The sequence below is a fragment of the Pseudomonas sp. NBRC 100443 genome, assembly GCF_030268185.1.
Classification (GTDB): domain Bacteria; phylum Pseudomonadota; class Gammaproteobacteria; order Pseudomonadales; family Pseudomonadaceae; genus Pseudomonas; species Pseudomonas citronellolis.
Genome location: NZ_BSQE01000010.1, coordinates 177,938 through 195,663 on the forward strand (window position 1 = coordinate 177,938; position 17,726 = coordinate 195,663).

The 17,726-nt window shown below is 68.8% G+C and carries 13 protein-coding genes; 4 read left to right on the forward strand and 9 right to left on the reverse strand.

Annotated elements, in window-relative coordinates:
* Positions 1 to 4 precede the first annotated feature (4 nt).
* Positions 5 to 2,755: a PAS domain-containing sensor histidine kinase gene (locus QSJ95_RS15635; RefSeq protein WP_285643528.1), complete on the forward strand. Its 2,751-nt coding sequence runs from the start codon at positions 5 to 7 to the stop codon at positions 2,753 to 2,755.
* A gap of 375 nt (positions 2,756 to 3,130) precedes the next feature.
* On the opposite strand, the gene QSJ95_RS15640 is transcribed toward QSJ95_RS15635, so the two are convergent.
* Both QSJ95_RS15640 and QSJ95_RS15645 read right to left on the reverse strand, forming a co-directional pair.
* On the reverse strand, positions 3,131 to 3,319 hold the full coding sequence (locus tag QSJ95_RS15640; RefSeq protein WP_043313837.1) for a hypothetical protein: 189 nt from the start codon (positions 3,317 to 3,319) through the stop codon (positions 3,131 to 3,133).
* Positions 3,320 to 3,553: 234 nt separating this feature from the next.
* The gene (locus QSJ95_RS15645; protein ID WP_009618318.1) at positions 3,554 to 4,099 is read right to left on the reverse strand and encodes a TetR/AcrR family transcriptional regulator; all 546 of its coding nucleotides are present in this window, start codon (positions 4,097 to 4,099) and stop codon (positions 3,554 to 3,556) included.
* A gap of 453 nt (positions 4,100 to 4,552) precedes the next feature.
* On the opposite strand from QSJ95_RS15645, the gene QSJ95_RS15650 reads away from it, so the two are divergent.
* Positions 4,553 to 5,569 carry an MASE2 domain-containing protein gene (locus tag QSJ95_RS15650; protein ID WP_069861676.1) on the forward strand — a complete coding sequence of 339 codons (1,017 nt, stop codon included), beginning with the start codon at positions 4,553 to 4,555 and terminating at the stop codon, positions 5,567 to 5,569.
* 429 nt (positions 5,570 to 5,998) lie between these two features.
* Here the strand turns inward: QSJ95_RS15650 and QSJ95_RS15655 are convergent, their stop codons facing one another.
* The gene (locus QSJ95_RS15655) at positions 5,999 to 7,048 is read right to left on the reverse strand and encodes an RNA methyltransferase (protein ID WP_285643535.1); all 1,050 of its coding nucleotides are present in this window, start codon (positions 7,046 to 7,048) and stop codon (positions 5,999 to 6,001) included.
* 412 nt (positions 7,049 to 7,460) lie between these two features.
* Here QSJ95_RS15655 and QSJ95_RS15660 point away from each other — a divergent pair, with 412 nt between their 5' ends.
* Both QSJ95_RS15660 and QSJ95_RS15665 read left to right on the forward strand, forming a co-directional pair.
* Positions 7,461 to 7,955: a BRO-N domain-containing protein gene (locus tag QSJ95_RS15660; RefSeq protein WP_043272468.1), complete on the forward strand. Its 495-nt coding sequence runs from the start codon at positions 7,461 to 7,463 to the stop codon at positions 7,953 to 7,955.
* Positions 7,956 to 8,091: 136 nt separating this feature from the next.
* Entirely contained in the window at positions 8,092 to 8,652 is a 561-nt protein-coding gene (locus tag QSJ95_RS15665) for a DUF6436 domain-containing protein (protein ID WP_009618327.1), read from the forward strand.
* Positions 8,653 to 8,975: 323 nt separating this feature from the next.
* Here QSJ95_RS15665 and QSJ95_RS15670 read toward each other — a convergent pair whose 3' ends face one another.
* The 6 genes from QSJ95_RS15670 to QSJ95_RS15695 form a co-directional block, all read right to left on the reverse strand.
* Complete coding sequence (locus tag QSJ95_RS15670; RefSeq protein WP_285643539.1) at positions 8,976 to 10,310, reverse strand: TldD/PmbA family protein; 1,335 nt, start codon at positions 10,308 to 10,310, stop codon at positions 8,976 to 8,978.
* Entirely contained in the window at positions 10,310 to 11,746 is a 1,437-nt protein-coding gene (locus QSJ95_RS15675) for a TldD/PmbA family protein (RefSeq protein WP_285643541.1), read from the reverse strand. Before QSJ95_RS15675 ends, QSJ95_RS15670 begins: the two co-directional genes overlap by 1 nt.
* Before the next feature lie 381 nt (positions 11,747 to 12,127).
* Complete coding sequence (locus tag QSJ95_RS15680) at positions 12,128 to 13,021, reverse strand: alpha/beta hydrolase (RefSeq protein ID WP_285643543.1); 894 nt, start codon at positions 13,019 to 13,021, stop codon at positions 12,128 to 12,130.
* A gap of 50 nt (positions 13,022 to 13,071) precedes the next feature.
* On the reverse strand, positions 13,072 to 15,303 hold the full coding sequence (locus QSJ95_RS15685) for a TonB-dependent siderophore receptor (RefSeq protein ID WP_285643545.1): 2,232 nt from the start codon (positions 15,301 to 15,303) through the stop codon (positions 13,072 to 13,074).
* A 75-nt stretch (positions 15,304 to 15,378) separates the two neighbouring features.
* Positions 15,379 to 16,725: a HAMP domain-containing sensor histidine kinase gene (locus QSJ95_RS15690; RefSeq protein ID WP_285643547.1), complete on the reverse strand. Its 1,347-nt coding sequence runs from the start codon at positions 16,723 to 16,725 to the stop codon at positions 15,379 to 15,381.
* On the reverse strand, positions 16,725 to 17,429 hold the full coding sequence (locus tag QSJ95_RS15695) for a response regulator transcription factor (protein WP_043272473.1): 705 nt from the start codon (positions 17,427 to 17,429) through the stop codon (positions 16,725 to 16,727). The genes QSJ95_RS15690 and QSJ95_RS15695 overlap by 1 nt, the downstream gene beginning before the upstream one ends.
* Positions 17,430 to 17,726 lie beyond the last annotated feature (297 nt).

The window sequence follows — 17,726 nt, forward strand, 5'->3', positions numbered from 1 at the left end:
GACGATGCGAGGCCTGTTCCGTGGCCAGTCCAACGACAAGGCCGCCCCGGTACCCGGTGGCGATGCGCTGATGCAAGAGACACAGAGCGGCCTGGACGAGCCGTTCTGGCAATGGAGCCAGGCGCACTGGGACCTGTGCATCGAGCTGGATGCCGAGGACCGCGTGTGCCGCCTGGGCGGGCGCCGCGCCCGCTGCCTGGCGCAGCCGACACATGCCGATGCGGCGCGCCTGGGCGACTACCTGGAGCGCAGGTCCCGGCCCGCCGGGGCGCCGCTGGAATTGCGCCAGGGCCGCCAGGCGGACCTGGCCCTGCGCAGCCTCGACCAGCAGCCGCTGGTCTTCCGCGTGCAGGTCAGCCCGCTGGCCGGCCGCGGCTGCCTGCTGCTGGGCACCGACATCTCCGACCTGAACTGGCAGAGCGACCGGGAAAAGTCGCAGATGCAGTGCTTCAACGTGATCAAGCAGTTGCTCTCCCGGCTCAGCCACGTCGCCCTGGCCGAGCTGCCGGGCGCGCTGGGCGAAGTGCTGGAGGTCATGGCCAACAGCTTCCAGCTGCAATCCATGGCGCTGGTCCTGGCGGAGCCGGGCGGCGGCGGGCGGGTGTTCGCCTGCTACGTCCGCCCCGGCGCCCACAGCCTGCTGCGCGAAGGCCTGGCCCTGCCGGATTGCGGGCTCGCCGCCCTGGCTGACAGCACCCTGCTCGGCGCCGGCGGGCCCGGCTCGGCGTTGCTGAAGCAACTGTGCTGCGAACGCCTGCGGGTGGTGCCGGCGACGCCGCAGGGCGGGCAGGGCGCCTGGCTGATCGGCGAACCGGACGGCCTCGACGAAGGCCGCGCGGGACTGTCGCCCGGCGACTGGCAGTGCCTGGCCGAACAACTGGCGCTGCAGGTCTTCGGCCGCCTCGAACGCAAGCGCCTGCGCGATGCCCTGCACCGGCTGAACCTGCTGGAGAGCAGGGTGCAGGGCGGCTACTGGCGCTACGACGCGGCGCGCGAAGGCTTCCAGTTCTCCGCCGCGGTGGCGGCCATCCTGGAATTGCCCGAGGGGCAGACGCGGCTGTCGCGGGAGGAACTGCTGCAGCGGCTGCACCCCGCCGATGCCGACGAGCTGCTGATACGCCTGCGCCAACTGGGCCCCGGCGGGGAGCTGGCGCAGGACCTGCGCCTCTGCCCGGATTCCTGGACCCGCATCCGCCGCTGGCTGCACCTGCAGGGGCGCTGGCAGGGCGGCAGCGAGCACGGCTTCCTTGACGGCGTGCTGCTCGACGTCAGCGAGGCCCGCCAGCAGGCGCAGCAGGCCGAGGCCACCCATGCGCGCCTGCGCAACCTGATCGACAAGGCGCCGGTGGTGATCTACGTGCAGCGCGTGGAAGACGGCCAGCTCATACCGGAGTTCTACAGCGAAAGCGCCGGCAACCTGCTGGGCCTGGACCTGCAGGCGAACAGCTGGCAGGCCCTGGCCGAGCGCGTGCACCCGGACGACCTGGGCAGCTTCTTCGAGCGCGGCCGCACGCTGCTGCGCGAAGGGCGCGTCAACGCCGAATACCGCCTGCGCGACGGCGCCGGGCAATGGCACTGGCTGTACGACGAGGCCAAGCTGCTGCGCGACGCCCAGGGCCTGCCGCGGGAAGTGGTGGGCCTGTGGCTGGACGTGACCGAGCGGCACCAGGCCGCGCAGCGCATCGCCGAGAGCGAGGAGCGCTACCGGATGCTGGTGGAGGATTCGCCGGCGCTGATCTGCCGCTATTCGGCGAGCCTGGTGCTGACCTTCGTCAACCACACCTTCGCCAGCTTCCTCGGCGAGCCGGTGGAGGCCCTGCTGGGGCGGCGCCTGGACTACTGGCTGTCCGAGCGCGATTGCAGCGCCCTGCGCGCCCGCCTGGTCGAAGGGGCCGGCGGCGGCGTCGAGGAATCCTGGGAGCTGCGCTTCAACCTGCCCGGACGCGAGTGTCGCTGGCTGATCTGGAGCGACCGCCTGCTGTTCGACGAGCGGGGCCGGCTGCGCGAAGTCCAGGCGGTCGCCCGCGACAACACCTCGGTGCGCCATTCCCAGCAACAGCTCGCCCAGGGCGCCAAGATGGCCGCCCTGGGGCAGATGGTCAGCGGCATGGCCCACGAGATGAAGCAGCCCCTGCACGTCATGCGCCTGGCGCTGTTCAACGCCTGGCAGCGCCTGGACGACCCGCAGTACCTGGGCGAGAAGCTCAAGCGGGTGGATGCCCAGGTCGACCGGCTGACCCGCGTGGTCAACCACATGGGGGTGTTCAGCCGCAAGTCCGACCTGGACATGGCCCCGTTCGATCCCCAGGCCTGCTGCGAGGCGGTGGTGCTGCTGCTGGGCGAGAGCATGACCCAGCAGGGCATCACCCTAGAGCTGGAGGCGCCCCAGGCGCGGCCGAAGGTCATGGGCTTCGCCGACCAGTTGGAACAGGTGCTGGTGAACCTGCTGGCCAACGCCCGCGACGCCTTGCTGGAAAAGCGCGAGGGCGACAGGTGGATCCGCCTGGGCCAGCACCCTTGCGCCGAGCCCGGGTGGCTGGAACTGCACGTATGCGACAGCGCCGGGGGCATCGAGCCGGCACTGCTGGAACGCATCTTCGAACCCTTCTTCACCACCAAGCCGGTGGGGCAGGGCACCGGGCTGGGCCTGTCGGTGAGCCACGACCTGATCCGCAACATGGGCGGCAGCCTGTGCGTGAGCAACGCCGAAACGGGGGCGCTGTTCGTCATCCGCCTGCCCCTGGCGGAAGGCTGAAAGTTCCGGGGTGATGATCGCCGGCGAAGAAGTTCGCCGGTTTTTTCTTGCGATGTAGAAATAGATTCCGATGTTGGGCAAAGTTGCCCCCGGGGCATACTTTGTTTTTCATCATTCGAAGAACGATTGATTGCGACGATGATATAGCGAGGGCATTGATATGCTGTTGGCGATTCTTGCTGGCGTGCTTGTTGTTATTGTCCTTGAGTTTCTCCGCGTATTGAGAAACTCCGCCCGTAGGCGGCGCAATCCTGAAGACGAATGAGGTAGAAAAGGCGGGAGGCTGTCCCTGCAACGGGGGCGGCCAGGTGTTGCACAGGGGCGCGCGGCTAGGAACGTAGCGGCTGCGCGAAGGGGGCGAGGTTGCGCGCCGGGCTAGCCGGCCCGGGCCCTGGAGAAGCGGATCTTCTGCCAGCTGACCGAGCTTCTGAAGTCACCGGTATCGCCCAGCAGCTTGAAGCGCATGCTGCGGTACAGGGCGGTGGGGAAGCTGCAGCCTATTCTTCTGAGATGACCATACATCCAGAGCAGACCGGAGTCCTCGTATTGAACTTTCGCTTGCATGGCATTCCTTGAATGAAGGATGAGTCGTTCTTCTGGTTTTGCATAGGGCTCGACTTTTGAATTATGGAAGTGGGTGGATAACTTGGGTATATCCACATGGAACTAGTTGCTTCGTCTAGTTATTGAATAGGCGCGACTTTCCCGGGGTTATCCCGGTGGACTATCGGCGTGGGTTCTCGGGCGGCGGGTGTACTACGCAAAGGGAAGGCCTGCGCCTCCCCGGTCACCGGGCGTTCATTCCCCTGGCGGGAGCAGCGTGTCGATCTCGCGGAAGATCGCCTGCCATTCCGCCTCGCTCATCTCCATCAGGCCGAAGGAGCGCAGCAGGAAGGCGCCCTTGGCGGCGAGGAAGGCCAGGCGGGCGTTGCGGCTGCGCTCGTCGTCGCCGCCGTCCTGGATCAGCAGGGGGCGGTACCAGTCGCTGGAGCGCTGGCGCAGCTCCTCGCGGCTGAGCATCGCCGCCAGCACCGCCGCGGCGCGCTTGGCCAGGGCCTCGTCGCTGGCGGCCAGCAGTTGCACGTGGGCGCGCAGGTTGTCGAGCGGTTCCGCTTCGTCTGGGGCGTTGTCGCGCACAGCCACCTCGAACTCCGCTTTCCATCGGTTGAACATGGCCTCGATCAGTCCATCCTTGGTGCCGAAGCAGGATTGCACGCCACCCTTGCTGATCCCGGCGGCCTTGGCCACCTCGCCAATGGACAGCGCCGCAACGCCTTCGCGCATGACCAGGCCTTCGGCGGCATCCAGGACCTTGCCTCTATCAATGACGGGGCGCTTACTCATCAGGCCTCTTCTGCATTAGAATACGTTCGTATTTTAAGGTTGACCAGCCGTGCGGCCGCCCGTGCTCGTCCTGCTTTGCTGCGCCTGGCAGCCAGGGGACGGCACGGCCCTTCTCGATTCGCAGCAGCCGCTGGAGCTGCGCGCTTGCGGTAATGGCCAGGGACCCTGTCCGGCAGGGAGGCGGTGGCTTCCATTCCTGATCGATTCGTCAACGCTTGCCACCCGCTCGGCGAGGGGCAAGTCATCACTGTTCATGGCAATGGCGTTTTTTTGACATTGCCGGTCTTGCGGGTGAACGTCGCCGCTATGTGGACGGAAGGCTGACGCTTTCACCCAATGGGGAAGCATAACGCGCCCAGCGGGAAAGGCACGTCAGACATGCTGGCAATTTACAGGCGCCATTGCCGATGCCGCCTGTCGACCCTTCGTCGAAGGCCGTCTCTGGATTGATGTATGGAAATGGAAAGCAGTACTTGCGCCGGTATCGCCTTCGCCAGGCGCATCTACGCGCCACGCAGCCTGGGCTGTGGTCTCAGCTTCGTTTTCATCGCGGTGCTCACCTATCCCGGGCACCCCGCGCTCTGGGCCTGGATGCTGGTCAACGGCTTCCTCTGGCCGGGCCTGGCCCGCTTCATCGCCGTGCGCGCCGCCGAGCCCTACCGGGCCGAACTGCGCAACCTGCTGCTGGATTCGCTGTTCGCCGGCGGCTGGGTGGCGCTCATGCACTTCAGCCTGCTGCCCTCGGCGCTGCTGCTGTCGATGGTCACCATGCACAACGTGGCGGCCAACGGCCCCGGCTTCATGCTCAAGGGCCTGCTGGCCAACGCGGCGGGCATCCTGGCGATGGGCTTGCTGACTGGCTACCAGGTGGACCTGGAGACGCCCGGGCGGGTGATCTGGGCCTGCCTGCCGATGCTGTTCTTCTACCCGCTGGCGGTGGGCTGGACCAGCTACAGCCTGGCGCGCCGCCTGCACGCCCAGCGCCGCGCCTTCTCCCTGGTGGACTGCTTCGACCAGCAGTTGCTGCTGTCCTACGACGTCTGGCTGCACCGCCTGGCCCAGGAATTCGGCCGCTGCCGCCGCGGCGGGCCGCGGGCGACCCTGGCGCTGATCCGTATCGACGACCACGCCCGCCTGCGCCTGCGCTACGGCAACCTCACCGCCGAAGCCCTCAGCGTGCGCCTGGGCCACCTGATCAAGGCCGAGGTGCGCAACACCGACCACGTCAGCCGCAAGCACCCGGACGAATACCTGGTGCTGTTCCGCCAGACCCACGCCGCTGGCGCCCGGGCCTGCGTCGAGCGCATCGCCCAACTGTTCGGCAACTTCGACGAAGCCTCGCTGCCGCCGCTCTCGCTGAGCATGGGCCTGGCCGACTACTCGACTGACTTCGCCAGCGAACACGACTGGATCGAACACGCCCGCCAGGCCCTGGCGCCGTGCGCCGCCGCCGAGGGCGCAGCCCCGTAGGAGCGGGCCCTGCCCGCGAAATCGCGCGCAGGGCGCGCTCCTACAGGGGAATGGCGCGGGTGGGGCCGCGCGGATCTCATCCGCGAACCGCGCCGGTGGTTCCGGCTATCGCGGACAAGGTCCGCTCCTACGGGAGGCACGCCGTGCTCCCCAGCAACCTGTAGGAGCGGGCCCTGCCCGCGATTTCGCGCGCAGGGCGCGCTCCTACAGGGGAATGGCGCGGGTGGGGCAGCGTAGGAGCGGATCTCATCCGCGAACCGCGCCGGTGGTTCCGGCCATCGCGGACAAGGTCCGCTCCTACGGGTAACTCTGGATTCGCCATTCGCTCCGAACGGCCCCCTCTCCCTTCAGGGAGAGGGTTGGGGAGAGGGCGCTCTTACCCCCAACACCACAGTCACCGGGAAACTCCCTTCGCGAGCAAGCTCGCTCCTACGAAGAGCGCCTCGGCGCGATGCTCAGCCGGCTGGTATCCACCAACTCCACCACCCGCGCCCGCAACTGTCCGCAACCACCCTCCACATCCTGCCCGGCGCTGTTGCGCACCTTGGTCAGCACGCCGCGGCTGTGCAGGTAACGCACGATCTCGACGATGCGCTCGCCGTCCGGGCGCTGGTAGGCGTCGCCTTCCAGGGCGTTGAAGGGAATCAGGTTGAGCACCGCGAACTTGCCCCTGAGCAGGCGCAGGGTGCCGTCCAATTCATCCTGGCCATCGTTCACGCCCTTGAGCAGCGTCCACTGGTACTGGATGGGGTAGCCGACCTGGCGGGCGTAGGCCTCGCCCAGTTCCACCAGTTCGTCCGGGGTGAGTTTCGGCGCCTTGGGCAGCAGGTGTTCGCGCAGGTCCGCGCGGGTGGTGTGCAGCGACAGGGCCAGGGCCGGTTTCACCCGCTGTTGCGGCAGGCGCTCGAACACCCGCGGGTCGCCCACCGTGGAGAACACCAGGTGCTTGTGGCCGATGCCGCCGTCGCTGCCGAGGATGTCGATGGCCTCCAGCACGTTGTCGAGGTTGTGCGCCGGCTCGCCCATGCCCATGAACACCACCTTCTTCACCCGCCGCAGACGCCGCGCCAGCACCACCTGGGCGACCATCTCGGCGGCGCTGACCTGGCGCAGCAGGCCGCTGCGGCCGGTCATGCAGAAGCGGCAGCCCACCGCGCAGCCGACCTGGCTGGACACGCACAACCCATCGCGCGGCAGCAGCACGCTCTCCACCATCTGCCCGTCGGCCAGGCTCACCAGCAGGCGCTCGGAGCCGTCGCCGGCGGGGTGGCGAGAATGCAGGCGCGCCAGGCCTTCCAGCTGCGCGGCCAGCTCCGGCACGGCGTTGCGCACCGCCAGCGGCAGGAAGTCCTCGCTGGCCTGGCGCTTGGTCCCGGCATCCAGCGCCTGGCCCTGCAGCCAGGCACGCAGCATCCGCCCGCGGTGGCGGGGCAGGGCGCCGAGGTCGGCGAGGCGTTGGTCGAAATCGGTCAGGCGCATGGGGCGCGCATGCTAACACCGGCGCGGGGTGTGGCGAAGGTGGGGTGATGGGCGAGCAGGTCCGTCCGGACCATGCCCCGAACAGCGTTTCGGAGGCTTCCCACATGGCTATCCGTTACGGGCTTACATTGCGTCTCTCTATCCTCCGCCGGTCACGGTCGATCCCGTGGCCGGGTTTGACGACCCGTGGAACAGGCGCGATCGCGCCGATGGCGTATGCGAAAACGGCGTAGCGTTTTTTGCAGGCCCCCGTGCGCAGTTCGATCCATCTGCCACGCTTCATGGCGGATCGCGCGGGGAGGCCTTCGGGCCTGCCGGTACCTGTTCCCGGTTCGTCAACCCCGCGCGGTCCGCCTCCCTTCGTTTGACGACGTAGCGGCGGACTCCCTCTCTCTGAACAGGAGTTCCCAGCATGCATGATGCCTATACCGCCACCACCTTCCTCCGCCACAACCGTCCCCTGCGCGGCCTGCTGATCGATGACCAACCCTGGTTCGTCGCCCACGACCTGGCGCGCCTGCTCGGGCTGCATCATCCACAGGCGCTGGCGCGGCGGCTGGATGCGCACGAAGCGCGCTCGGTGCTGTTGTGCGCGGCCTCCGGCGCCGAGGAGTGGCTGGAGGTGGTCAACGAAGCCGCGCTGTACAAGGCGTTGATCCGCTTCGGTCACCCGGAGAACCGAGCCCTGGGGCGTTGGCTGGGCGAGCAGGTGATTCCGCTGCTGCGCGACCAGGGCCGCGTCGATCCGCAACGGCCCCGGCGGGTGCTGATGAGCTGGCGCTCGCAACGGGTGACGTTGCTGGACTGGCAGGGTGAGCTATGGGTGCCGCTGCAGCAATTGCCCACCTTCAGCCCTTGCAGCGGCGAAGGCAGTGGCTGGCTGGGGCGCCTGCGAGCTTCGCTTTAGCCTGCGTATGCGAACGGGGCCGCCTGGTTTTGTCGTCATCCGGCAGGCTGCGGCCACAGCCTGCCGGTCAGGAAAGGCTTGCCCTGGCGGCTGGACGTGGCAAGCTAGCGGCCCTCCTGTCCACCCCTTCCGCATCATGTCGCTCAATCGCAAAGTCGTTCTCGCGGGCGTGCTCATCGTGGCCTGGCTCGGCATCCTGTTCGCCGCCTTCTGGTCGTTCCAAGGCCGCTACCTGCGCAGCTATCCCGATACCACCCAACTGTTCGATGGCCAGGCGCTGCAACTGCCGGCGCAACTGGCCGGCCCGGGGCACATCCGCGTGGTGCATTTCTGGGACCCGGAATGCCCGTGCAACGTTGCCAACCAGCAGCATCTGGCCTCGCTGATCAAGCGCTTCGAGCCCCAGGGCGTGGATTTCTACGCCTACCGCAAGCCCGGCACCCAGGGCCGCCTGGCCAGCGAGCTGTGGGGCCTGAAGCCGCTGCCGGAATTCCCCTCGCCGCCGCCCATCGCCGCCAGCCCCTCGGTGGCGGTGTGGGACCGCGACGGCAAGCTGGCCTACTTCGGCCCCTACAGCGAAGGCGCCACCTGCACCTCGGCCAACAGCTTCATCGAGCCGGTGATCCAGGCGCTGGTCGAAGGCCGCCAGGTGAAGTCCCCCAGCACCCTCGCCACCGGCTGCTACTGCGACTGGTAACGGCGTTGGGCGTGGCGTAGGGCGAATAACCGTTCGCGGTTATCCGCCGATACACCGAGGCCACAGCCAACGCCTAGGCCAACCCCGGAGCCGCCGGGGACCAAGGCCAAACGGCGGATAACGCCGTAGGCGTTATGCGCCCTACGCCAGGCCTGACCGTGACGTAGGGCGAATAACCGTTCGCGGTTATCCGCCGTTTGACCTTGGCCCCAGGCCGCGCTGGATTCGAACCCGAAGCTCCCGTTTCCGAGCGCTCCGGGCTTGACCAGGAGGCCAGCGTCGAGATGGGTGTAACGGCGTACAACCGCGAACGGTTGTACGCCCTACAGCGTCAGCGTGAAACGTTCCACCAGCGCGCCGGGCAGCAGTTGGGTGGCTGCGCTGCGGCGTCCGTAGGTGTTGGTGTCGATGCGCAGCGAGCGTTCTTGGGTCAGCGCCTGCAGGTGTTCGCCGAGCAGGCTGTAGAGGCTGTTGTCGAAGCGCATGCTGGCCAGGGGCGCGACTATCCGGCCGTCTTCCACCCAGAAGCTGGCGAAGCGCGTCATGCCGGTGATGCGCGCGGCGGCCAGGTCCGAGTAGTTCAGGTACCAGAGGTTGCCGATGTACAGGCCGGTGCCCAGGCGCGCCAGTACTTCGTCCTCGGGCAGTTCGCCGGCGGCCATGACCAGGGACTGCGGTGTCTCGTGGCTGTTGGCGCCGTAGGCGGGCAGGTCGAATTCCTTCGCCGAGCGCGGGCTGACCAGTTGCCCGACCATGCGCCCGCCCTCGATCAGCGCCTGGTCGCGGCGCAGGAAGCCGTCGCGGTCGAACAGCGGTTCCAGGCCGGCGCTGGCCGCTTCCTCCAGGCTGACCTGCGGCGACAGGCTGGCATGGCCCAGGTGCAGCGACAGCAGCGGGCTCTGGCGGGTGGCCAGTTCGCGGGCGGAGAAGCCGCCCCAGCACAGCAGCGAGATGATTTCCTCCAGCGCCGCCGGCGCCAGGTAGGCGCGGTAGGCGCCGGGTTGCAGCGTGCGCCGTGGGCGTTGCAGGTAGTCCAGCTGCTCGCGGGCGCGGGCGAAGGCCTGGCCCAGGGCGGCGGCATCCCAGTCGCGCGCGGCGTAGGTGGTCTTCACCGCTTCGCCGTTGTCGGCGAACAGGCTCCAGTCCAGGCTGGCGCTGCCGGCGGCATGCCAGCCGAAGCTGCCGCGGGTGTTGGCGAAGCCGCGGTACAGCGGGCCGCCGGCGTAGATGCCGACCAGGTCCAGGCCTTGCGCCTGGGCGTCCACCTGGTCGATCACCTCGCGGACTGCCGGCAAGCGGCCGGGGGCTTCCTGGACGCGGGTCCAGGGCTCGTCCTCCAGCAGCAGGTAGGGGTCTTCCGGGACCACTTCCAGGGTGCCGCGCAGTTGTTCCAGGCCTTGCTGCAGGCGCTGGCGGTCTTCCTCCGCGCCGCCGGTCAGGCTCAGCTCCAGGCTGGCGTGGCGGGCGCCGCGGATTAGCCGCAGCTGCGCCTCGATCTGCAGCACGCGGGTGGCCTGGCGCACTTGGGCGTGGTTGAAGCGCACGAAGTCGGAGTCCTCGGCGGCGAGCCACAGGCTGAATTCCTCGTCGCCGCGCAGCCGGCCCTTGAGCCAGTCGGCGAGTTCGCGCAGGTGGTCGGGGGACAGTCGCAGTTGCATCAGGCCTGCCCTCCGAACACGGTGACGTCCTTGAACACGCAGGCCGGCGAGGCGTGGCCGACGGTGATCGCCTGGTTGGGCTCGCCCTTGCCGCAGTTGGCGGTGCCCAGCACGCTGAAGGTGGAGGCGTCGCCCACCGCGCCCAGGCTGCGCCAGAACTGCGCGGAGATGCCGCGGTAGTTGGGGTTGCGCACCACGCCGGCGAGTTCGCCGTTCTCTATCAGCTGGCCCCATTCGCAGCCGAACTGGAATTTGTTGCGCGCGTCGTCGATGGACCAGGAGCGGTTGGTGGCCATGAGGATGCCTTTTTCGATGCCGCCGATCAGTTGCGCCAGGCTCTGGTCGCCGGGCTCGACGTTGAGGTTGGCCATGCGGTCGATGGGCGCGCGGTTCCAACTGCTGGCGCGGCTGTTGGCCACCCCGGCGAGCTGGCTGCGGGCCTGGGACAGGGCGCCGCCGAGGGGACGCTGGAGGATGCCGCCGGCGATCAGCAGCTGGCGCTCGGCGGGGGTGCCTTCGTCGTCGTAGGCGTAGCTGGCCAGTTCGTCGGGCACGTCCGGGGCGAAGCTGACGTTGAGCAGCGGCGAGCCGTACTGGTAATGGCCGAACATGTCCGGCGTGACGAAGCTGGTGCCGGCGTAGTTACGCTCGTCGCCGAGGATGCGGTCCAGCTCCAGCGGGTGGCCGATGGATTCGTGGATCTGCAGGATCATCTGGTCGGGCATCAGCAGCAGGTCGCGGGTGCCTTCCGGGGTGTTGGGCGCCAGCAGCAGTTGCAGGGCCTCGTCGGCGACGCGCGCGGCGGCGCCAGCGAAGCCGCTGTGCAGCACCACTTCGGCGCCGCCCTGGCGCGCCACGTCGAAGGTGCGCGTCTGGCTCTGCCGGCCGTCGAAGGCGGTCACCGAGAGCCAGGGGTAGAGGCGCTGGGTCTCGTGCAGCAGGTCGCTGCCGTGGCGGTCGAGGTACAGCTGCCGCTCGCGCACCACGCGCAGGCTGGCGCTCCAGTCGACGATGCGTTCCTCGCGCGGCACCGCGGCGCATTCCGCGCGCAGCAGGTCCAGCCATTGCGCCAGTTCCGGTAGCGGGGTGTCGAGGTTCGGGCTGCTGCGCCGCTGGCGGCCGAGGTCGGCGCCGGCCTGGGCCGGGCGCGGCAGGGCGCGGGCGGCGATGCCGGCGGCGAGCTGGCGGGCGCGTTCGAAGGCCTGGCGCAGGCCCTGTTCGCCGAGGTCGCTGGTGGCGGCGAAGGCTTCCACGCCATCGACCTCGGCGCAGAGCATGGCGCCCTGGTCGAGGCCGTGGCGCACCGGGTCGGGTTGGTCGCGGGTCACGCCGCAGTCGAGGCTGTGCCGCTGCACCAGGCGCAGGGAGCGGAAGGCCGGGTCGTGGCGCAGAGTGGAAACGAAGTGGCGCAGGGCCGCATGCAGGCTGTCGGGCATCCGGGGGCTTCCTGGGGAGGGGCGAACCTTGGATTGTGCTCCTGCCGCAAACTTCATTGCCAGTGTGGAAAAGGGGGAAGAGCGGAGGGGATGGCTTTGGCTTTTGGGCTTTTTGGCTTTTTGGCTTTTCGTAGGAGCGAGCTTGCTCGCGAACAGGGGTTACCGGTGGCGTAGGTGTTGCGTTCAAGAGCGCCCTCTCCCCAACCCTCTCCCTGAAGGGAGAGGGGGCTGTCCTCTGCGGGCTGGAGGTTAGGCGCCATCCTTGTACATCGTCATTTCCGCGAACGGTTGTACGCCCTGCATCACCGGGTGGACCTGGCGTAGGGCGGATAACCGTTCGCGGTTATCCGCCGTTTGACCTTGCTCCCCGGCGCGCCTCGGTTACGGGTAATGCTCCAGCAGATAGCGCAGCGACGCCGGCAACATGGGCCCATGCCCCAGGCCGTCGAAGCGCTGGTACTGCACCTGCAGGCCCGGCACCTTGGCCAGGTCGGCGCTCAGTTCGCGGGCCGGGCGTTCGGCGTCGCCTTTCAGCGGGCCGCGCGGGTTGCCCGGTTCGTCGCCGCCGCGCATCAGCAGCAGGCGCGGGCGGCTTTCGCCCAGGCGTTGTTGCAGGCCCGCGGCTTCGCGGACGATGGCGCCGTCGTGCCACCACAGCGAGGGGCTGGCGGCGGCGTAGGCGCTGAACTCGCCGGGGCGGGTGAACAGGGCGTGGAGCACGGCCAGGCCGCCGTAGGAGTGGCCCCAGAGGGTCTGCCGGCTGGCGTCGATGGGGGCGACGGCGGCGACCATGGGGCGCATGCGTTGGCGCAGCAGGTCGAGGAAGGCGTCGACGCCGCCGCTGGGCTGGCCGGTCAGCGGGTCGAGTTGCCTGGCCTCGCCGGGCAGCGGCGGGGTGTAGTCGTAGGTGCGGGCGTTGCGTTCGATGCGCTGCTCGGTCTGGTAGCCGACCGCGACCAGCAGCGGCGCCTGGCCGTTGGCGAGGTTGTCCAGGCTGGCGGCATCGAGCGCGCCGAGGGCGGCGTTGCCGTCGAGCATCCACAGCACCGGGTAGCCGGCGGCGGGCGCCGGGCGCTCGGGCTTGCCGACCCACAGGCGGTAGTGGCGCCGGCCGTCGGCAGAGTCGAGTTCCAGTTGGGTGAAGCGGTAGGCCAGGTCCTGGCGTTGCAGCAAGGTGGTGTCCATCTTCTGGTCCGGCGCCGGTTGCGCCAGGGCCACCGGGGCCGGCGCGGCCAGTGCCAGCGCCAGGACCAGGGGCAGGGTGGTGGTTTTCATCAGGCTATCTCGTCTGCCGGCCCCCGCCGGGAGCGGGGGCCGGGTGGTCCTCAGAAGGACGCGGTCAGGCTGGTGTAGAGGGTGCGGCCGGGCTCGTTGTAGGTGGCGGCGCCGGCGCCGGCGATGTTGGCCACGCCCTGGGCATTGCCGGCGCGGTACAGGCGCTTGTCGAAGATGTTGTCGACGCCGGCGGTGACGCTCAGGTTCTTGCTGATCTTGTAGGTGCCGCTGGCGCCGGTCAGCGCGTAGGGCGAGAGCTGGTCGTTGGCGCTGCCGGTCACGCGGTTGCCCTGGTAATCGTACTTCTTCGGCTTCTGCTTGCCGTACCAGGCCACGCTCAGCTGCAGCGAGAGGTCGTCGCTGGCCTGCCAGTCGAGCATGGAGTTGAGGGTGTACTTCGGCGTCACCGAGAGCACGTCGCCGGTTTCCTTGTTCTTCGACTGCAGCATGTAGGTGAAGTTGTTGTTCCAGGTCAGCTGCGCGGCCAGCGGGACGCTCAGGGTGCCTTCCAGGCCCTCGACCAGCGCCTTGGGCACGTTCTCCCACTTGTAGATCGAGGCGTTGGCGTAGCTGCCGGTGCCGCCGCTGGCGCTGCCCACCGGGGTCAGGCCGGAGTCGATCTTGTTCTTGTAGTCGTTGCGGAAGTAGGTCAGCCCGGCGACCCAGCCGTCGTCCTTGAACTCGATGCCCAGTTCCTTGTTGACGCTGGTCTCGGCCTTGAGGTTCTCGTTGCCCTGCAGGTAGCAGCTGGTGCTCTGCCCGTAGCAGCCCTGGCCGCGGCTGTAGAGCAGGTAGTCGGGGTTGAGCTGGTACAGGTTCGGCGCCTTGTAGGCGCGGGCGATGCCGGCCTTCAGGGTGAGGGTGTCGGTCAGCGCGTGGGACAGGTTGAGCGACGGGCTCCAGTTGTCGCCGACGATGCTGTGGTGGTCGAAGCGCAGCGCCGGGGTGAGCATGGTGCCGGGCAGGATCTCGATGTTGTCTTCGGCGAACAGCGAGAAGATCTGCGCCTGCGAGGTGGTGTCGCGGCCGCTGCTGGTCAGGCCTGCGACCGAGCCGCCCTCGGTGGTGGTCTGGGTGTTGGCGCTGGGGTCGTCGAGCTTCTGCTGGTTCCACTCGCTGCCCAGGGTCAGGGTCTGGTCGCGCCAGGCGTGCAGCGGCAGGTTGACTTCGCCGTGGGCGGTCAGGTCGCGCAGGGTCGAGGTGTAGAAGTCGGTGTTGCTGAAGATGCCCTCGGTGCCGCCGGCCAGGCCTTCGTTAATGCGGCTGTTGCGCGTCTTCTCGTACTGCAGGTAGGCCATCGAGCTGCCGAAGTCCCAGTCGCCGCGGTGGGTGAGCGAGTAGTTCTCGCGGTACATGATGTTGGTCTCGTGACCCAGCATGCTCTTCACGTTGGCGTTGCTGTTGGTGTTCTGGGTGTCGCCGGTGTAGATGTTGCCCTGGCGGCTGAAGCCGCTTTCGAACTCGAGGCTCTGGTTGGGCGCCAGTTTCCAGCTCAGCTGGCCGTTGATGTCCTTGTTGCGCACGCCTTCGCGGCCGGCGGGGAGGGTGCCGGCCTGGTTGCCGGTGCGCGCCGATTCGTGGCCGGCGTTGATGTCCCAGTCGTCGGCGTCGGTCTTGGCCAGGTTGCCGTAGACGCGGTAGCTGAGGGTATCGGTCAGCGGGCCGTTGAGGCCGAAGCTCACGCGCTTGCTGGCGCCTTCGTCGCCGTGCTGCGGGAAGTTCTGGTAGACGGTGAGGTTGCCGTGGGTTTGCTTGGCCGCCTGCTTGGTGATGATGTTCACCACCCCGCCCATGGCGCCGGAGCCGTAGCGCGCCGCCGCCGGGCCGCGGATGACTTCGATGCGCTCGACCTGGTCGGCCGGCACCCAGTTGGTGTCGCCGCGGGTGTCGCGCTCGCCGCGCCAGCCGTAGCGCACCGAGCTGCGGCTGCTGACCGGCTTGCCGTCGACCAGGATCAGGGTGTTCTCCGGGCCCATGCCGCGGATGTCGATCTGCCGGTTGTTGCCGCGCTGGCCGCTGGTGGAGTTGCCGGTGAGGTTGACCCCCGGCATGGTGCGGATGATCTGCGACAGGTCGTTGGCCGGCGGGCGCTTGGCGATGTCCTCGGCGGTGATGACGGACACGCCCGGGGCCTGCTTGGTTTCTTCCTGGGCGGTGGCGACCACGGTCTGGCTGTCCAGTTCGACAGGCTGCTCGTCCTGGCTGGCGGCATGGACGGCGCTGGCCAGCAGGCAGCTGGACAGCAGCAGGAAGGGGACTAGGGGTTGGGCACGGGACGACATCTTCGATCTCCGGAAGTTCAGCCTGAAGGCGAGAGATCGAAGATGATAATTACTCACAATTGCGAGTAAAGCGCATTAACTTTCTAAACACTTCCAGGCCGCCGGCAACAGCAGGTGCAGGCACAGGCCGGGGTGGGCGTTGGTGGCCCACAGGCGGCCGCCCTGCAGCTCGATGGCGCGGCGGGCGATGGCCAGGCCCAGGCCGAAGCCGGCGCCGCTGCCTTCCAGGCGCTGGTAGGGCTCGAAGATGCGTTCCAGGTCGGCCTCGGCCACGCCGGGGCCCTGGTCGCGCAGGCACAGGTGCCAGTGCCGGCCTTCGCGCCAGCCGTCGAGGCTGACGCGGCCGCCCACCGGCGAATGGCGGATGGCGTTGCGCAGCAGGTTCTCCAGGGCCTGGGCCAGGCTGTCCAGGTGCACCTGCACGCTGCATTCGGTGCCCAGCGAGCAGGGCAGCCGCGCCGGCTCCCAGCCGCTTTCGAAGCAGGCGTCCTCGCGCAGCGCCTCCCATACCGAGAGCACCAGCACCGGTTCGGTGGGCAATTGCGGGCGCTCGGTGTCCATCCAGGCCAGGTCGAGGGTGTCTTCCAGCAGCCGCTGCATGTCGGCCACTTCGCGGCCCAGGCGCTGGCGCAACTGCTCGGGCGGCAGCTCGCCGTCGTGGGCGATGCGCAGCCGCGCCAGGGGCGTGCGCAGTTCGTGGGACAGGGTGCGCAGCAGCAGGCGCTGCTGGGCCAGGCTCTGGCGCAGGCGCGCGGCCATGTGTTCGAAGGCCTGGGCCAGTTCGCCCAGTTCGTCGTGGCGCTCCTGCAGCGGCAGGCCGGGGCTGTCGAGGTCGTCGGCGCGCAGGGCGTCGGCGCGGTCGCGCAGGCGGTTGAGCGGCACCACCAGGTGGCGGTACAGGGCCAGGCCCAGCAGCAGGGCCAGCAGGGTCGGCGCCACGCCGTGGGTGATGACGTGGGTCCAGGGCGTCAGGCCGCTGGGCAGCAGGCGCTCGGGCAGCTGGATGACCAGGCGGCCGTCCTCGGGGCGTTCGGGGAACTCGATGCTGACGTAGGGCAGCTCGTCCTGCAGGCGCCGGCTCATGGGCCAGTCGAGCTTGCGCATGAAGGTCAGGTGGCTGGCTTCCTCGGCGCTCAGCGGCGTGGTACCGAGGCTTTCCAGGCGCGGGCCGACCAGGGCGACCCAGGTGTCTTCCTCGCGCTCCAGCTGGCGGCGGAAGGCTTCGGCGCCGGCCGTGCCGCCCTGGCGCCAGGCCTGCTCAGCCTGCTGGGCGTAGCGCGCGAGGTAGAGGCGGTCGGCTTCGTCGAGGAAGTAGGTGCTGCGTTCCACCGACAGGCCCCAGTTCCAGATCAGCCAGGTCAGCGTCAGGCAGAAGCCCACCTGCAGCAGGGCCAGCTTCCACAGCAGCGGGTGGCGGCGCATCAGGCGCCGTCCGTCTCGACCAGCACGTAGCCCTGGCCGCGCACCGCCTGGATCTGCAGGTGCTGCGCGCCGATGGCGGCGAGCTTGCGGCGCAGGTTGCAGACGTGCACGTCCAGGCCACGGTCCAGGCGGGTGTAGGCGCGGTGCAGCACGCTCTGGTAGAGGAAGGCCTTGCTCAGCGCCTCGCCGGGGTGGGCGCGCAAGGTCGCCAGCAGGCGGTACTCGGAGCCGGTGAGGCCGGCGGCGCGGCCCTGGTGGGTGACGTCGCGGGCTTCCTCGTCGAGGGTCAGCTCGCCGTCCCGGGGGGCCTCGGCCGGACGCCGGTCGAGGGCCACGCGGCGCAGCAGGGCGTCGACCCGGGCGTCCAGCTCGGCCAGGCTGAAGGGCTTGGGCAGGTAGTCGTCGGCGCCGCGGGTGAAGCCGCTGATGCGGTCCTGCTCGGCGCCCAGGGCGGACATCAGCATCACCGGCACGGTCTGCCGGCGGCGCAGTTCGTCGAGCAGGCTGAGGCCGTCGACGCCGGGCAGCATGATGTCCAGCAGCACCAGGTCGAAGCGGCCCTCGCGCAGCGCGGCCAGGCCCTGAGTGCCGGTCTCGCAGGCGCGCACGGCGAAGCCGCGGGCCTGGAAGTGGCGTTCCAGGGCCGGGCGCAGGTGGGCGTCGTCTTCCACGAGGAGTAGTTGCGGTGACACGTGATCAGCCATGGATGAGAACAAAAAGCAATTGCAAATGATCCCACTGGCGGTGGGGGCGGGGCAATGGCTGGGTGCTGGCATTTCGTCGCATCTGAGGTGCTGGGGGGGGGATGGTGCTTTTCTCGTAGGAGCGAGCTTGCTCGCGAACAATGGCGTCAAGCCTTGCTCCGGAGCGATGTCGAAGCCCGTCCCCTCTCCCCAGCCCTCTCCCGCAAGCGGGAGAGGGGGCCGTCCGTGCCGAGAGGAGGAATGGTTTCAGCCGGCAGCTTTCGGTGATGCCGGCTGACTCCAGAACATCCGTGTCTG

Coding starts and splice junctions, on each gene's coding strand:
- QSJ95_RS15635 (WP_285643528.1), top strand. CDS start 5: ATGCGAGGCCTGTTCCGTGGCCAGTCCAACGACAAGGCCGCCCCGGTA.
- QSJ95_RS15640 (WP_043313837.1), bottom strand. CDS start 3,319: ATGCAAGCGAAAGTTCAATACGAGGACTCCGGTCTGCTCTGGATGTAT.
- QSJ95_RS15645 (WP_009618318.1), bottom strand. CDS start 4,099: ATGAGTAAGCGCCCCGTCATTGATAGAGGCAAGGTCCTGGATGCCGCC.
- QSJ95_RS15650 (WP_069861676.1), top strand. CDS start 4,553: ATGGAAATGGAAAGCAGTACTTGCGCCGGTATCGCCTTCGCCAGGCGC.
- QSJ95_RS15655 (WP_285643535.1), bottom strand. CDS start 7,048: ATGCGCCTGACCGATTTCGACCAACGCCTCGCCGACCTCGGCGCCCTG.
- QSJ95_RS15660 (WP_043272468.1), top strand. CDS start 7,461: ATGCATGATGCCTATACCGCCACCACCTTCCTCCGCCACAACCGTCCC.
- QSJ95_RS15665 (WP_009618327.1), top strand. CDS start 8,092: ATGTCGCTCAATCGCAAAGTCGTTCTCGCGGGCGTGCTCATCGTGGCC.
- QSJ95_RS15670 (WP_285643539.1), bottom strand. CDS start 10,310: ATGCAACTGCGACTGTCCCCCGACCACCTGCGCGAACTCGCCGACTGG.
- QSJ95_RS15675 (WP_285643541.1), bottom strand. CDS start 11,746: ATGCCCGACAGCCTGCATGCGGCCCTGCGCCACTTCGTTTCCACTCTG.
- QSJ95_RS15680 (WP_285643543.1), bottom strand. CDS start 13,021: ATGAAAACCACCACCCTGCCCCTGGTCCTGGCGCTGGCACTGGCCGCG.
- QSJ95_RS15685 (WP_285643545.1), bottom strand. CDS start 15,303: ATGTCGTCCCGTGCCCAACCCCTAGTCCCCTTCCTGCTGCTGTCCAGC.
- QSJ95_RS15690 (WP_285643547.1), bottom strand. CDS start 16,725: ATGCGCCGCCACCCGCTGCTGTGGAAGCTGGCCCTGCTGCAGGTGGGC.
- QSJ95_RS15695 (WP_043272473.1), bottom strand. CDS start 17,429: ATGGCTGATCACGTGTCACCGCAACTACTCCTCGTGGAAGACGACGCC.